The organism is Pectobacterium wasabiae CFBP 3304 (genome assembly GCF_001742185.1).
Classification (GTDB): domain Bacteria; phylum Pseudomonadota; class Gammaproteobacteria; order Enterobacterales; family Enterobacteriaceae; genus Pectobacterium; species Pectobacterium wasabiae.
The window spans coordinates 2,501,298-2,515,365 of the sequence record NZ_CP015750.1 but is presented as its reverse complement, the minus strand read 5'-3'; the positions used below and the strand labels follow the sequence as shown (position 1 = coordinate 2,515,365).

At 50.8% G+C, this 14,068-nt stretch carries 18 protein-coding genes, 1 tRNA gene and 1 pseudogene; 3 read left to right on the top strand and 17 right to left on the bottom strand.

What is annotated here, in order from left to right:
- Positions 1-50 precede the first annotated feature (50 nt).
- On the top strand, positions 51-1,886 hold the full coding sequence (gene rpoD / locus A7983_RS11410) for an RNA polymerase sigma factor RpoD (RefSeq protein ID WP_005971474.1): 1,836 nt from the start codon (positions 51-53) through the stop codon (positions 1,884-1,886).
- A 100-nt stretch (positions 1,887-1,986) separates the two neighbouring features.
- Here the strand turns inward: rpoD and mug are convergent, their stop codons facing one another.
- Entirely contained in the window at positions 1,987-2,490 is a 504-nt protein-coding gene (mug, locus tag A7983_RS11405; protein ID WP_005971472.1) for a G/U mismatch-specific DNA glycosylase, read from the bottom strand.
- A 140-nt stretch (positions 2,491-2,630) separates the two neighbouring features.
- Between mug and A7983_RS11400 the strand changes: the two genes are divergently transcribed.
- Positions 2,631-2,706 (top strand) — tRNA-Ile (locus A7983_RS11400).
- A gap of 979 nt (positions 2,707-3,685) precedes the next feature.
- Here A7983_RS11400 and A7983_RS24485 read toward each other — a convergent pair.
- A pseudogene (locus A7983_RS24485) lies at positions 3,686-4,072 on the bottom strand (hypothetical protein); the annotation flags it as partial.
- 715 nt (positions 4,073-4,787) lie between these two features.
- Here A7983_RS24485 and A7983_RS11390 point away from each other — a divergent pair.
- A complete protein-coding gene (locus A7983_RS11390; protein ID WP_005971467.1) occupies positions 4,788-5,246 on the top strand; it encodes a hypothetical protein in 459 nt (152 codons plus the stop codon).
- Between the two features lie 200 nt (positions 5,247-5,446).
- Here the strand turns inward: A7983_RS11390 and A7983_RS23435 are convergent, their stop codons facing one another.
- The 15 genes from A7983_RS23435 to A7983_RS11320 form a co-directional block, all read right to left on the bottom strand.
- Positions 5,447-5,641, bottom strand: coding sequence for a hypothetical protein (locus A7983_RS23435; protein ID WP_174549430.1), 195 nt, complete (start codon positions 5,639-5,641; stop codon positions 5,447-5,449).
- A gap of 412 nt (positions 5,642-6,053) precedes the next feature.
- The gene (locus A7983_RS24475; RefSeq protein ID WP_005971464.1) at positions 6,054-6,650 is read right to left on the bottom strand and encodes a helix-turn-helix transcriptional regulator; all 597 of its coding nucleotides are present in this window, start codon (positions 6,648-6,650) and stop codon (positions 6,054-6,056) included.
- 71 nt (positions 6,651-6,721) lie between these two features.
- Complete coding sequence (locus A7983_RS11380) at positions 6,722-6,904, bottom strand: hypothetical protein (RefSeq protein ID WP_005971462.1); 183 nt, start codon at positions 6,902-6,904, stop codon at positions 6,722-6,724.
- Positions 6,901-7,635, bottom strand: coding sequence for a Gp138 family membrane-puncturing spike protein (locus A7983_RS11375; RefSeq protein ID WP_005971459.1), 735 nt, complete (start codon positions 7,633-7,635; stop codon positions 6,901-6,903). Before A7983_RS11375 ends, A7983_RS11380 begins: the two co-directional genes overlap by 4 nt.
- Positions 7,636-7,645: 10 nt before the next feature.
- Entirely contained in the window at positions 7,646-7,999 is a 354-nt protein-coding gene (locus A7983_RS11370) for a hypothetical protein (protein WP_005971457.1), read from the bottom strand.
- Positions 7,999-9,069, bottom strand: coding sequence for a hypothetical protein (locus A7983_RS11365; RefSeq protein ID WP_005971455.1), 1,071 nt, complete (start codon positions 9,067-9,069; stop codon positions 7,999-8,001). Before A7983_RS11365 ends, A7983_RS11370 begins: the two co-directional genes overlap by 1 nt.
- Complete coding sequence (locus A7983_RS11360; protein WP_005971453.1) at positions 9,062-9,496, bottom strand: ProQ/FINO family protein; 435 nt, start codon at positions 9,494-9,496, stop codon at positions 9,062-9,064. The genes A7983_RS11365 and A7983_RS11360 overlap by 8 nt, the downstream gene beginning before the upstream one ends.
- 11 nt (positions 9,497-9,507) lie before the next feature.
- Positions 9,508-9,945 carry a single-stranded DNA-binding protein gene (locus A7983_RS11355; RefSeq protein WP_005971451.1) on the bottom strand — a complete coding sequence of 146 codons (438 nt, stop codon included), beginning with the start codon at positions 9,943-9,945 and terminating at the stop codon, positions 9,508-9,510.
- A 169-nt stretch (positions 9,946-10,114) separates the two neighbouring features.
- The gene (locus A7983_RS11350; RefSeq protein WP_005971449.1) at positions 10,115-12,808 is read right to left on the bottom strand and encodes a TOPRIM and DUF927 domain-containing protein; all 2,694 of its coding nucleotides are present in this window, start codon (positions 12,806-12,808) and stop codon (positions 10,115-10,117) included.
- The gene (locus A7983_RS11345) at positions 12,808-13,035 is read right to left on the bottom strand and encodes a hypothetical protein (RefSeq protein WP_005971447.1); all 228 of its coding nucleotides are present in this window, start codon (positions 13,033-13,035) and stop codon (positions 12,808-12,810) included. Before A7983_RS11345 ends, A7983_RS11350 begins: the two co-directional genes overlap by 1 nt.
- A complete protein-coding gene (locus A7983_RS11340; protein ID WP_005971445.1) occupies positions 13,032-13,241 on the bottom strand; it encodes a hypothetical protein in 210 nt (69 codons plus the stop codon). The genes A7983_RS11345 and A7983_RS11340 overlap by 4 nt, the downstream gene beginning before the upstream one ends.
- Positions 13,234-13,440: a hypothetical protein gene (locus tag A7983_RS11335; protein WP_005971443.1), complete on the bottom strand. Its 207-nt coding sequence runs from the start codon at positions 13,438-13,440 to the stop codon at positions 13,234-13,236. The genes A7983_RS11340 and A7983_RS11335 overlap by 8 nt, the downstream gene beginning before the upstream one ends.
- Positions 13,433-13,669 (bottom strand): hypothetical protein, encoded by a 237-nt coding sequence (locus tag A7983_RS11330; RefSeq protein ID WP_005971441.1) that lies wholly within the window; start codon positions 13,667-13,669, stop codon positions 13,433-13,435. Before A7983_RS11330 ends, A7983_RS11335 begins: the two co-directional genes overlap by 8 nt.
- Positions 13,659-13,850, bottom strand: a complete 192-nt coding sequence (locus A7983_RS11325; protein ID WP_005971438.1) for a hypothetical protein — start codon at positions 13,848-13,850, stop codon at positions 13,659-13,661. The genes A7983_RS11330 and A7983_RS11325 overlap by 11 nt, the downstream gene beginning before the upstream one ends.
- Positions 13,840-14,031 carry a host cell division inhibitor Icd-like protein gene (locus tag A7983_RS11320; protein ID WP_005971436.1) on the bottom strand — a complete coding sequence of 64 codons (192 nt, stop codon included), beginning with the start codon at positions 14,029-14,031 and terminating at the stop codon, positions 13,840-13,842. The genes A7983_RS11325 and A7983_RS11320 overlap by 11 nt, the downstream gene beginning before the upstream one ends.
- Positions 14,032-14,068: the final 37 nt, after the last annotated feature.

The window sequence follows — 14,068 nt, the reverse complement described above, 5'->3', positions numbered from 1 at the left end:
CTACGCTGACCGACACCAACCCAAATACTCTGAAGTGTGGATACCGTCTTATGGAGCAAAACCCGCAGTCACAGCTGAAACTGCTTGTCACCCGTGGTAAGGAGCAAGGCTACCTGACCTATGCTGAGGTCAATGACCATCTGCCGGAAGATATCATCGACTCGGATCAGATCGAAGATATCATCCAGATGATTAACGACATGGGCATCCAGGTGATGGAAGAAGCGCCTGATGCAGACGATCTGCTGCTGGCCGAAAACACCAATGATGCCGATGAAGATGCGGCAGAGGCTGCTGCGCAGGTTCTATCCAGTGTTGAATCGGAAATTGGTCGTACTACCGATCCGGTTCGCATGTACATGCGTGAAATGGGTACGGTTGAGCTGTTGACGCGTGAAGGCGAGATCGATATCGCCAAGCGTATTGAAGACGGTATCAACCAGGTTCAGTGCTCTGTCGCCGAGTATCCTGAAGCCATTACCTACCTGCTGGAACAATACGATCGCGTCGAAGCGGGCGAAAGCCGCCTGTCCGATCTGATCATCGGTTTCGTCGATCCTAATGCGGAAGAAGACATTGCCCCTACCGCGACTCACGTTGGTTCCGAGCTTTCGAGCGAAGAAATAAGCGATGATGACGAGGAAGAAGACGAAGACGAGGAAGAAGACGACAATAGCATCGATCCTGAGCTGGCACGTGAGAAGTTCACTGAACTGCGTGAGCAATATGAAACGACCCGTCAGGTGATCAAAGCCCACGGTCGTAGTCATGCGTTGGCCGCACAGGAAATTCTGAACCTGTCTGAAGTCTTCAAGCAGTTCCGTCTGGTGCCGAAACAGTTTGATTTCCTGGTTAACAGCATGCGTTCCATGATGGATCGCGTTCGTACTCAGGAGCGTTTGATCATCAAATTGTGCGTTGAACAATGCAAAATGCCGAAGAAAAACTTCGTCACCATGTTCACTGGCAATGAAACCAACAACAGTTGGTTTGCCGCAGCGGTAGCAATGGGCAAACCCTGGTCTGAAAAGCTGAATGATGTTGAAGAAGACGTCACCCGCAGCCTACAGAAACTGCAACAGATCGAAGAAGAAACCGGTCTGACGATCGAGCAAGTTAAAGACATCAACCGCCGTATGTCGATTGGTGAAGCAAAAGCACGTCGTGCCAAGAAAGAAATGGTGGAAGCCAACCTGCGTCTGGTTATTTCTATCGCGAAGAAATACACCAACCGTGGTTTGCAGTTCCTCGACCTGATTCAGGAAGGCAACATCGGCCTGATGAAAGCGGTAGATAAGTTCGAATATCGCCGCGGTTACAAATTCTCGACCTATGCGACTTGGTGGATTCGTCAGGCGATTACCCGTTCTATCGCCGATCAGGCGCGTACCATCCGTATTCCGGTACACATGATTGAGACGATCAACAAGCTGAACCGTATCTCTCGTCAGATGTTGCAGGAAATGGGTCGCGAGCCGACGCCGGAAGAACTGGCTGAACGTATGCTGATGCCGGAAGACAAGATCCGTAAAGTGCTGAAAATCGCGAAAGAGCCGATTTCAATGGAAACCCCAATTGGTGATGATGAAGATTCACACTTGGGCGATTTCATCGAAGATACGACGTTGGAGCTGCCGCTGGATTCCGCCACGTCGGAAAGCCTGCGTTCAGCAACACACGACGTGCTAGCTGGCCTGACTGCGCGTGAAGCGAAAGTCCTGCGTATGCGTTTCGGTATCGATATGAACACCGATCATACTCTGGAAGAAGTCGGTAAACAGTTTGACGTTACGCGTGAGCGTATTCGTCAGATCGAAGCGAAAGCGCTGCGTAAACTGCGCCATCCAAGCCGTTCTGAAGTACTGCGTAGCTTCCTGGATGATTAATTTATCTCTCAGTTAATCCACGCTAGATAGCTTCCTCTCTAAATAACCCCGGGCCGCTGGGGTTATTTTTTGCCTGTTAGTTAGAATGCTTAGTCTAGATTTACGCTCTATCCTGCAATGTCTGATGTAGCTCCTGATACGACGCCACCAGCGACTCCAGCGTCGCACGGTTCAGCCCGCTAGGGTTCGGCAGTACCCAAACCTGCGTCTCGCCAATACGCTGCTCCTGACGCCCCCACGAAACCTTCTTGATACCAAACGCCTGACTGAACGCCTGCTTCCCCAGCACGGCCAGCGCACGCGGCTGATAGCGCGTCATCTTCTCAACAATCGCATTTCCGCCTTGCAGTAGCTCATCCCGCCCCAGTTCGGTGGCTTCAACCGTTGGGCGCTCCACCAGCATGGTAATGCCGCATCCGGTATCCAGCAGATGCTGCTCTTCTGTAGGTGCCAGCAAACGTTCGGTAAAGCCCGCCTGGTGAATCACTTTCCAGAAGCGATTACTGGGATTAGCAAAATGGTAACCGTGATGGGCTGTCGACAGCCCAGGGTTAATACCGCAGAAAACAACCTGAAGATTTATTGCCAGAATATCGGTAATCATGTCTTTTCCTACTGCCGTTGACTATGCCCATCGTAAATTCTGATAAGGATAACAACAAGCTATCTTGAGTATAAAACCGCCACCCGGCAGATAGACTATAGACCTTTCCCTACACATTACCGTATAATCACCGCCCATTCGGCCCCTTAGCTCAGTGGTTAGAGCAGGCGACTCATAATCGCTTGGTCGCTGGTTCAAGTCCAGCAGGGGCCACCAAATATATCAAGGAGTTACGTTAATAGCGTGACTCCTTTGTTTTTTCGGGGATATGCCGGGGATATTTTACAGGGGTAATCATAGTGATGATTGACTGTTTTATGTTCATTTAACAGCCCTATTCTGGATGCCGTAAGAATCAGCGGTATTCCCCCCAATAACCAGATCTACAATTCACTTTCTGAAAACGCATATATAAGCAAAAGTATGTTAGTTCAGTCGGTTCAGTTGGTTCGATTTGTAAAGATGATTGTTTTCACTGGTTATTTTTCAAAAAGCTGAACCGACATAGGGGCGTTTTGAACCAATACTAACCCCTGATTGAACCAACATCATGAGCCGCTGCTGTCATTACTGTTTGAGCGGGTACAAAGCCCTTTATCAGCATGTTCCTGAATCAGTAACGCATCTGGCCTTGTTCGAAATTTGTGCGTCAGGATTACTGACTCGCAATTGCGCCTGCAATTCGGCTTAAACGTCGCAATTTGTCGCAATTTGTCGCAATGGCGATAGGTCAATACCTTACTATTTCTTCCTATTTTTCTGCATATAGTTAGCGTCAGTTCGTAGAAAAAGGATATGGCGATCAGCGCTTTCTTGTTTTACACCCCATGTGTGCAAATTGCCGTCAAAGCCAGTAATGGCGCGGGCTAGGCTAAAAATTCATGCTCAGTTATGTAAAAGTAAATAAAACTATCTCGGCTTTTTTGGACGCGGATTTGTAGCGATTGGCCTGCGTTGCTTGCCAGATAAGGCATTACCCGTTTTTCGTTACCCCAATCCTTCCAACCTATTCCAAAATTTCACGCCAATTTCAATAATCACGTTCCGCACGTTCCGCACGATCGCGACATCGCGGTTAGTCGTTTGATAGCTTTTTCATACGTCATGACGGCGTCGTTCACAGCCTCACCTTGAACAGATTTTAAAAGCACCTGAACGTTAACATTTGCATACATTCGAGAGGCAGCAGCGCGAATAGCAATAAGCGGCGAGCGTATCCGCCATGTTTAAGAGCGTGCTGGTTGCCGTGTTGAAATGGGTTAACGGGTGATGCGGTACGCGATCCGCGAATAGGTTTCGTTTTCTGAAGGTGTTCGTCTTTCCCTTCTGCGTACTTTTCGCCATCGCCAGATTTAACGGGGCTTTGAGTGGTACGCACGCTATTTTTTTGCGTACCGCTTTTGCGTACTTGCGTACCTTTTTGCGTACCGCCTTTTTTATTGCGTACCCAGCCCAGTTTAGCGGCCCGTTTACGTATGGCTCCCTCGGTTATACCGTCGCCATAGAGTTCTGCTATTTCACGGAGGGACAACACTCCGGCACAGTAGGCCGTTTCGATGGCCTCCCAGTCCGGTTCTGCCATTTTTATCCCCCCTGATAAAACCATTACGCTATTCACTCGTTTGGGAATGAATGGTGTGATGGCAACAAAAAACCGCCCGTAGGCGGTTATTAGGTGAAAGACAGGCCAAGCTAAATGCGAATTACTGGTATTTAAGAGTATTCCAACAGGCACCGCCTGCATGGGGAAAACACCAGCGTCACCTGAGCCCCTTGGCTTTTCATGTATTAACCTTATTTGGGCGACAAATAAGGCGGGATAGACACCGCAGTATTGCCTAATGGCATAAAAATCAAAGTCATGTAAGCCATGACTCGCCTCGGTATTTCCCCCTGCTCATTATCCTTTCTATTTTTCTGTTACCCCTGGCTCAGGAACCCTAAGTCGCCCTTAGCGGATGCTTACGGGGAAGTCCAAAAACTGGGTCAAAAAGACCTCCTTGAACTTTCCGTGGGTTAACAACTACATCATACCAAAGGAAATAATTGATTCAATACTCACAGTAGCCAGAGCGGTCTGTTGCTGTGTGACCGCAGCCGTGTTTACGACATGCACGAGGTATTCTTGCTGGCATATCAATATTAAACAAATTTTAGTCACAAAAAGTTATGAAATGTCATGGAAATGTTTTTATAGAGTTGAAAAAAACGCTCCAAGCATTCATTTACCATGAGCGTTCTCAGTAGTTATGCAGACGCTTGGTGAATTACGTTTTTATACTTAGGAGCTTTTCGCAATGAAACTGTCTGATTTTTGTTTATCGATTTATAAAGAGCAAGATAGGGTGAATCAAAACGGTATTGCCCCAGTTCAGGGGGAAATTAATGCCATGATTCAACTTATATATAAAGAATATAATAACGGGCTAAGACAGTACGCGGCACCCTATAGAGCAGATGAAGTAGTCTCGTTTTGTATGTCAGAAAATGAACAATTTGATGAAAAAAACCTTGCTGATTTGATCGCGTTAGTCTTTGACGCCATAACCGAAAACAACCGTAACCCTATGTTATGGGGAGACACTGTAAGCATACAGGCAGAAATCGCGCATACCTTTACAGTACTGATACACGGTTCAGAAGGTGAGGTCTTGCCTAACGGTACAGGGCCTTTAAGTAAAGGGTTTACCAGCTATGATGCAATCAAAGAAGCTTTCATTAAAGAACTGGAAAAAAAACCTTTTAATCTTTTTTGAACGGCAACTTATATATAACTCATAGCGTTGAATGCCCAATAAAACAAAGCCTTGGCTTACGCCAAGGCTTTAAATAAGTACATTAATTAAATCTTTTAGCCGCTTTTAATGGATTCCAAAATAGGCCAAGGTGCTGATGATCACTTACGTTACGAGAGAGCTATCTAATCTTGTCGGGTGTTCTTTCAGGATTTTTCTATTTACCTGATTCCTGCCAACTGGCTATTAGCCTGGTCAATCGCAGTCAGTAACGGGTCAATACAGTAAACAGCCTGCGCATACGTCAATCGGCAGCCGGTGGTAGTGGCACCAGTACGGGCTGTGTCAGTTCCGCTGGCAGTGGTACGTAAACGGTACGTGTAGTCGAGCAGACCAATAGCGACATCATCAGGCACGCACTCACGACTAACTGGGCTTATATGGATGTGTCCAGAAGATGTAAACCCGTATCCGTTTCGTTTTTGGTCGAACGTAAGGATTAGTGATGTTCGCGCTTTACACATCCACCAGCAAAGCCGATACATTCCGATACATCAGGCGAATAACCTTATCAAATCTTAGCATCAGGCTGCGCGTACTTTACAGGCCAATGGTCGGGAGTCTGACGCTCATCAATGATGTGAACGTACCTGATAACGGGCTGGTTAAGTTAGATTCATCCTGCTGATAACCTATATAAATCTATATATCAGGTGCTTTACACATTGAGGGGGAACTTGACGCTATCACGGCAAATCTGACACTTTTATGCATCCCGGCTTTACACTTAGTACAAAAGCGTCAAGTCTTGGCCGATCCTTATGCGATTTATTCGACCATCCTGTCGCCGTAAACAGCCTTTGCATTGGTAATGAAAGGTTCGGATAACGCGGCTAGGCCTGCTTTCGTGACCGTATCTAATCGGCCTAACTTCTTTTCCACAACAAGCCATCTCAAAAACGTTAGCGCTTCCAGTTCAAAAATGTGCGAATCGCAGCGACGGGCAACACAATCTTGATCGGCGTCATACAATTCAATGCCGCGAATATGTTCGTCGTCCACCTCCAGCAAACGAACTTCCAGATTAAGGGCTTCCGCTGCGTCTAATATTCGTGTTTGCAGTTCTTCGTATGTGGATGCAGGCGGGTAGATATCATCGAATGTCAGCACGATATCAGCGGCCTCTTGGTCTGAAGCCGAGAAGGTCTGGTACTTTGGCTCTGTTTCTTGGGTTTCATCACCAAGTGGCTCTTCTACAGCTTTTGGGGATATATAAGCGCTTCCATCACCATTACGTTTGGAATCGGTCGCTGTGACATCGATTTTCGCGCCAGAAAGAACCACCTCACCTTTTTTCACCCAGTCATACACCGTTTGACGGCTTACACCGCAATGCCGTGCATATTCTGCCTTACTCATTAACATGATCATTTCCTCGCGTTCTGCTGGCTGATATCAGTAAGTGGGCAGGAAACCCCGCCCACCGTGACAGACTATCAACCAATTCCGGCCTGATTCGACTGTGTGATTATCGCTTCGTCACTGGTTGCCCGTTCAGCATGAATGCTATTGCTGGTGGCTTCAGGCTGATTTTTCAGATCGTCCAGAAAAGTACGGACAGGGTGACTTTCATCCAAGACTCTGGTTTCTACTGGTTTAACGTTTTCTATTTTGCTCACTGTGGTTCTCCTGTGTTTCCATTGCCCGGCTGTACGCCGCCGTGCGTGTGCGTCATTAAGCTCTTGCCACCCGCAGTAACATCGTTTGTGACGTTTACCGGACCGTTCATCGTTGCCGTTCCGCCACCGTCACCCATGCCCTGAGACAAATTACCGTTAATTGTGACATTGCCGTTGAGTGTGATTACTGGCGCATTGATTGTCATACTGCCAGTAGTTGTCGCTGTGATATCACCAGCAGCCGCCACTTCGACGAACGCCGTACCGTCATCAGTTCGCAACTGCGCGGCACTGGTGCTGATGCCGCTTATCTTTTTCGCCTGCGACTGAGGGCCCGCGATAACAAACGCATCCGATAAATCGTGCATCCTGCCGTCTACCCTTGATTGCACGTCACCAGACTGCCACCAGAAATCGATACATCGATCGGCAAAGATAACTAGGCATTCATCACCTGGCTTAACCGGAAACGTCAACGTGCAACCGCCGCCGCGTGGGAATACAACGGGAACATCTACCAGTAGGGGATAATCTAACGCCTCATTATTCTTACTCACATCATCATAGCTACGCGCATTCGTTGACCTCACACCGATTAACACGACACAGGTTACGGTTTCAGGGTCAAAGGACTGAATAACCCCCGGTATAGCTGATCGCATTTGCGACTTAATACTACTGGCTGTAGCAGCAAGTACCTCAGCATCATCAACTGGTCTTACATTTGCCATAATCTCCCCCTTAACCCGGTATTTTCTTGCAATCAAATGACCCGATAAAGCGCGGAGAATCGACATTACCCCGAATCAATTCCACATTCAGAAACGCTTTTCCGTCCCGTTTAATAAACTCAAAGCCATACATGAAACCATCACGAGCTGGCATGAGGGTCATATCTGTTTTGACGTTATCCCAATCATTTTTACGGGAAAGGAATGTTATTTTTTGAGAAGTTACTTTTTCGTTATTTACCCTAGTCCACCCATCACTTGCCGCATGAAGTATGAAATTCCCACAAGCCAAATCAGCGTTCGCACCTGCACTTACGAATATTAGGCCGATCAAGAAAGAATTCGCTAAATATGATTTTTTCATTACGAATAAACCTTTTGTTGTGCTTCCGGTGAATAAACATCTGCCGAACCGGCTGCTTCACAAATCAAATCCATATACCACGCCTGACCGCGAGTATCCCCGCTATATGCAATGTAGCGCACGATATATACGCCATCAGTGGCTATGCTGGCGGGCTGTTCCTTCCGGGGTATCCCCTCTAACTGTCGGTATCCGTTATTTTCCTGTTCACTAATACGTCCCGGCAATCGGGAAACATCCTGCTCAGAAAGTGAGGCGCGATATATTGAAGTCTGATCTAAGTTAATGAGTCCATTAAGGCGAATATTGGGATTAATCAGGCAACGCACATTAACCCCGCCACCAATGGTTTGTTGGGGCATCCCAATTAGCCCGGTATTGGCATTTAATACGATTGCCGCACGCAGTGCCGTGTCTTTGGTCAGCATATCGAGCTTGCCGTAGGCAAATTGCCACTTGGCGCCGCATTGTTCGGCAACATTATCAAGGTAGTCACGCACCATACCGTGAAACACCTTACCTCGCGGGTATACTGTGGGCGGAAACTCAGGAACGGCACCGCGACTGATACCATAAGGCTCCAGTGAGCGCATCAGCAACTCATAGACATCTTTCAGGGTATAACCCTTTTCCAGCGTTGTGCTGATCATCGCCATAGTAAAAGCCTCAAGAGAATCACACGCCTGAATCCTGATCCATGAATCTGTTAAATTATCCTTCCCTGTGACGGTGAATCGTATATCTCCGTGATATATCAATCCATGGTTTAGCCCGTCATTCTGTCCCTCTTGACCGGGTTCAACGAGACGAACCTTTCCCACATCAGAGGCTTTTACATCCGGTGCCATACCGTCATAACCGGCGATGATTTTTATTCTGGAAAACTCTTTACCCATGATGCGGTTTTGGGTTTCCGGCGATAGGTTGTAGATCTTCACCGTTGCTACGCTGGGCCACTTGTTATCATTCCATTCGATGTTAAAAATTACTTTGAAGTCACTGAGGCGGATGCCTTCACCTGCCTTGTCCAGTACCTGTATTTCAAAATGGCGCATCCAGTTTTTAGACATGGTTTTTTCTCCCTTCTTTAAGCGTTTGTTTGGCGCGTTCCTGCTGTTCGGCAGTGACTTCCCCCTGATGCTTGCCGTTCAGGCCGTAACGTTGTCCACCAGCGGCCAGTGCTTTGACGTAAGCAGAACGGTGGACATACAACCCCAGCGAAAAGCGCAGCGAACCCGCGCCGGATAATTGGCGACGTTCAATATCTGCCGCCAGCGCCTTATCGATCCCGATTGCCAGCGGGCGGGGATTTTCCAGATTGAAGGCGTCCGGCCAGAGTGAAACCAGCCGTTCGAGCTTTTTCTGGTTCTTACGGTGCTGCTTATTGCCTGTTTTTTCCGTCGCCCGTGAGGTGTCGGCTGCGACATGTCCCGGCGTCGTTGCCTTGCTCACTGTGGCGCGTTTCAGACGTAATACCGTGCGTGTGTTCTCGGTCATCGTGGCGTTCCTCAAAATGGCGCGTCATCGCTAAAATCGGGTACGTTGTGGCTATTACCTTGTGCGCTCTGTTCGTGTGCGCGGCGCAATGCGTCAGTCGGTTGGCCTGCGGCACCCTTGCGGCCTCCGGGCCGTACCGTTCGGGCGCTCACGACACTGTCGGCAATCACCTGGTAGCCGGTTTGTGCGTTACCGTGGCCGTCTGTCCACTGGGTGATTTGCAGGTTGCCCGATACGCTCACCATGTCGCCTTTCTGGTGTTTCGCCAGCGCGTCCGCATGTTTGCCAAAGGCCGTCACCGCCAGCCAGAAAGTAGCTTCGCCGTTCTCTGCCTTCTGACAGGGCAACGGTACCGCCATACGGGTGAAACTCATGGTGTTACCGTTGCTGGTGGTGCGGCTCTGTACATCCACCACCAGGCGGCCATAAGCGGAAATCTGTGCTGTCATGGTTGTTTTCCTCCCCTCAGCCGTTTATCGCTGTTGGTTCAAAATGCCCCGTTGTTGGTTCAGTGTTGGTTCAACATGGAAAATATTTTCCTTACATAACAATCACATTTACACATTGAACCAACTGAACTGACTGAACCAACACACTTTCTACGTGTGTGAATAAATCCTATTCTGGCTGGCTGTCCTCCGGACGATACTGAAGGACGTAGACGTTTATCTGCCGCCCATCGATACGCGGAGACTTACGCTGATAGCCGCGCCCGCTGGTGGGCGGGGTCAACATACCCGCACCGCGCAGGATTTCGGCAAACTGCTTGGCGTTAAACCCTTTGGCAATCTCGCCTTCAAAGGTGGCGGGGAAGGTGTAGAACACCATCGGCGCATCGTCGTGTTCGCCCCGGTTACGGTATCCGGCCAAATCCCGAATAGGCAGGCTGGCGCGGTCGTAGGGCAGCGGCGCGAACCGGCTTAACCCACACGCATTCAGGAACGCTTCGCACTGCTCGATAATCTGCTGATGCTCTTTGTTGCCGGTACCGAATTCACGCACCCAGGCATTAAAGCTGTGTTGTATCGCGTCACGGCTCGTCTGCTCATCCCAGCCGGTGATAACCTTGCCCAGCGATAGCGCCGCTTCCATCACCGCAAAGCGTGCGGCCACGCGGTGAACCTGTTCGCCATAGTCAGCGGGGATAAGCCCGCGCCAGCGTATTTCGGCGGCTCTCACGGCCTCGATAGCCTGTTGCTGGTGGTCGGCAAGGTACTTAATCCATGCCCGCCCGGCTGCGCCGTAGTGCCGCTGGTAAGCATCTTTCAGCGCATCGGCGTGCTGCTTGCCGTTGCTGTACTCATGGAAGCGTATCGCCTTGCTTAACGGGATATTCAGCAGGCGTACCAGTTGGCCGGCTTTGGTTTTTCTGCCCACGCTGGCAATGAAGGTTTCCAAATCCATTTCGCCGGTACTGATCGCCACCGTGCGCCAGCGTTTTAAATCCCGGTTACCGCCTTCTTTGGCTCCCTGTAACTTGCCCACGCCGTTAAACAGGGCATAGGCGGCTTGCGCCACACTCACCGGGTCAGCGCCTTGCCCGACTTCATCCAGCGGCATCAGGCCGTCATTGTGGGCGGCGGCTTCGTTCGCCAGCCCCAGCGCGGTGCCGTACCACGTCAGGCGCAGTAAATCAGGATTGCCGTACAGACTGGTGGAGACATTCGCCGCCGTGGTCTTACCGGCACTGGATTGCTCATAGAAATGGATACCGAATCCGTCCGAACCAGATAGCCCAATAAGCGGAGCGGATAACGCCGCCGCTATGCCGGTCATCATGGAATAGTTGCCGTCCACCAGCCGCGCAATGCTGTGACGCCAGCTTTCAGCTGTGCCTTTGACGGTGTAGCCCGCCGCCGCGGAGCTGCGACCGTTGAACAGTACCGGCCTGTCGGGTTGTCCGATAATTTCACCGTCCGGCATGATGTAGGCACCGCACTGCCAGCCTGTCGCATGGCCGATATGCCAAATCTCATGCACGGCGCTGCGCTGGAGCCAGTCGGCCAGTATCGCCCTCAGGCTGTTTTTGGTGGTGACGTTCACGCCGCCGTTTTTCAGCGTTCGCCAGCCTTCACGCTCACCGATATCAGCCAGTGGGATAGCCTGCGTGGTATCCGCGTTCGCACCGATTGCCCGCCAGCGCAGTATCAGATACTGGTCTTTTTCATCCCGCCCAATGCCCACCACGTTCAGCGCGGAGCATAGCCAGCTTTCGTTGTTGATCACCTCGCCGCTGTCTTTATCCACTTTTGGGGCCAGCCAGAAAACGCCATCGCTGCGGCCCTCCACGCGTGGTCTTAGCGGGTCGTCATGCGCGGGCTTATTGCCACCTGATACCGCATAGAGCGATTCGGCAAACGCCTGTATCGCGGCATCCAATCCGAATTGCTGGCGGTAATCATCCCAGTCAGCCTTTTCGCTGGTGGGCGGTAGCGTTACCCAGCCGTTCACCTCACGGGCGGCTTTCTCTGCCCAGTCTTTTCCCGCGTTCGGCTTACCTGCCACGATGTCGTTATCCGCAGCAAGGATGATTTGCGCGTGGGCATACTGCGTGCGCATCGCTTTTGCCACCGGCACCATATTGCCCGCATCGATAGCCGCGATGGTCAACGCCTCAGGGCGCATCAGGTGAACGCTTAACGCCGTCGCCAGTCCTTCGCCGATAATCACCGTGTCGGGCTGTTCAGGGGCGTTAACCGCGTGATACGCCCCACGCTTAGCGGAATCGGTCACCAGTCGCTTGCTGCCATCGGGTTTTATCGTCTGTGCGGCGGTGGTGGTACCGTTCGCGTCCTGTAGCGTCAGCAGCAGCGTGCCATCAGACAGCAGCGGATACGAAAAGCCGGTTAACCCTTTTCCGGCCAGATATGCAGATTCTCCCGGCTGTGCCTGCGTGGTTAGCTTCGCCAGACGCGGGGTAAAGCGTTGGGCTTTTTCGTCAACGGAAGAAGAACGCCCGTTATTTTCCGCTGGCGGTTGCCGGGCGTCGCTCTGGCTGGTGGCCTGTTCCAGCGTCCGGGCATCGATACCCAACACCTCCGCCACCCTTTGCGCGGCGTCCATTGCGGCACACTGGCGAACGTTCATCACCAGCGCCAGCCCGTCACCGGCTTCCGGCTTACAGTGGCGGCAATGCCATGTCCCGCGCCCCTCCAGATTGTCGAACTGAAAGCGATCGGTACCGCCACACGCCGGGCAAGGGGTAAGCGTCGTTGGGTGACGGGGAACCTCAATCCCCAATTGAGAAAGCACATCAGGCCAGCGCCCCGCAGCAGCAGTGGATACCTTGCGGATAAAATCGATATTACGCACTATCGCGCCTCTCCTGTTTTGTTGCTGCCCATCGCTTCTGCCTTATTCAGACAGGAAATGGCTTCGATAACCTGATCCATCACGATAGCGACACGGATAGATTCACCCTCGCGGGCTTCATCGTTTGGGATGAGATTCAGCCACATATCAAGGATCTCTTTCGATTTTTTGACGTGGTGTAACGCTTCCTCAACCTGGCACTGGATTTCATAAACCTGTCTGCTCATGCTGCCGCTCCTGTGTCCGGTGAAATCACCTGATAACCCGCACGGGTTGCCAGCTCCAGAAAAGTATCGAGTCCGGCCACCAGCTCATCATCGAATAATCGACGGTCACTGGTGGCTCTGCCGTCCTTCACGTACACCAGCATGCGCCCAGTGAAATCAGGGGTAACCTGTAACGTGGCGGTAATGGTTGGCGTTTGATTAGGCATGATTACCCCCTTTAGAAACTTCACAGGCGTAATCATGGGCGATATCAATTAACTCAATGCCCACGCTACGGTGGCGATCGGTGTTCATCAGGAACATGCCCGCATTCAACAATCCGGCAATATTGTTGATCGCATCCTCGGCATTCATCGCCATGCCTTTGAACGGGTTAGCGGCCGCGTTTTGCGCGTTATTAGTCACGGGACACCTCCGTCTTTTCAGGGGTATCACCTTCACAGCATCGGTTTTTCTTCTGTTGCTCATCCAGCAGCCATAAAGCAGGGGTGGCCGATAGATCACGGGCAAGCCCTAACGCTGTCGCCATATCGACTTCACTTAATTGCTCATGAGTTTGTTCCAGTAACAGCAGCAGAACGCACAACTGATCGGCCTGATGCGCAGCCTGAGACAACGCAGCGTCACGCAACATGGGACACCTCCGCTTGTGCTGGTTCTGCCTGGCTGGTGCGGTACAGGTGATCGATACGTTCTTGCAGGACAAACAGCAGAATTTCACGCGCTTGAGGTTCATCGGTATTAACCGCGGCGTAGGCCAGTGCGCGACATTGATCGATAATTTCTTCCAGTTCTAACGGGGTGTTATCGAACATAGCGCACCTCCTGAACGGGCAGGCGACCAGCGAAAACCATGACACAGCCAGCTGGGGATTTTTCCCGTGCTTCGTGCTCGGTAGTGGCAACAATGCGAATAATGCGGCGAGACGACATGCCCAGCGCCAGAAAGCGCCATATAAATTTGGTGTGAGTTTGGGTAGACTGTGAATCAGCCATAGCGTTACTCCTAATAACGGTGTGGTGAGAAGCCCAG